General features: G+C 59.6%; 1 protein-coding gene. It reads left to right on the top strand.

All coding sequences use genetic code 11. The features are described from left to right. Positions 1 to 117: 117 nt before the first annotated feature. The coding region (locus ACODJP_RS13805) for a hypothetical protein (RefSeq protein WP_422482485.1) at positions 118 to 431 on the top strand (314 nt) is incomplete at its 3' end.

Raw genomic sequence — 431 nt, 5'->3', positions numbered from 1 at the left:
TCGGTATACGTGCATGCACGCAGCTGGGACGGCAGCAGCTGGGCCCAAAGCGGTGCAAGCGGGACCATGACAGGAGGTGTACGTTCGTACAGCTACAGCTCGGTGGGGGCCTTCGATGTGCAGATCTACACCGATTCGTCCAAGACCGAGCTGCTGGCCACCTCATTCGTCTCCTATGGTGAGACCGGAGAGGCGGGTTCTGACGGGGTGGCGGGATCCGATGGGCTCAGTGTCACCCCGATCCACCAGTTCGCGCTTCTTGAAGAAGGGTTATCTCCGGGGGCCGCTACACAGTGGAGCGAAAGCTTGCCCGGCCCTTGGTATTACGGTTATGAGTACTGGACGCGCGTCAAACAGGTGTGGAGCGACTCCACTCCCCAAGAACCCCATATCACCTACGCAGAACCTTTTTTGGATGTCGGGGCGAACAC

It is taken from the genome of Pleomorphochaeta sp. DL1XJH-081 (assembly GCF_049310885.1).
GTDB lineage: Bacteria > Spirochaetota > Spirochaetia > Sphaerochaetales > Sphaerochaetaceae > CAYZJV01.
This window is presented reverse-complemented; position numbering and strand designations above follow the sequence as displayed.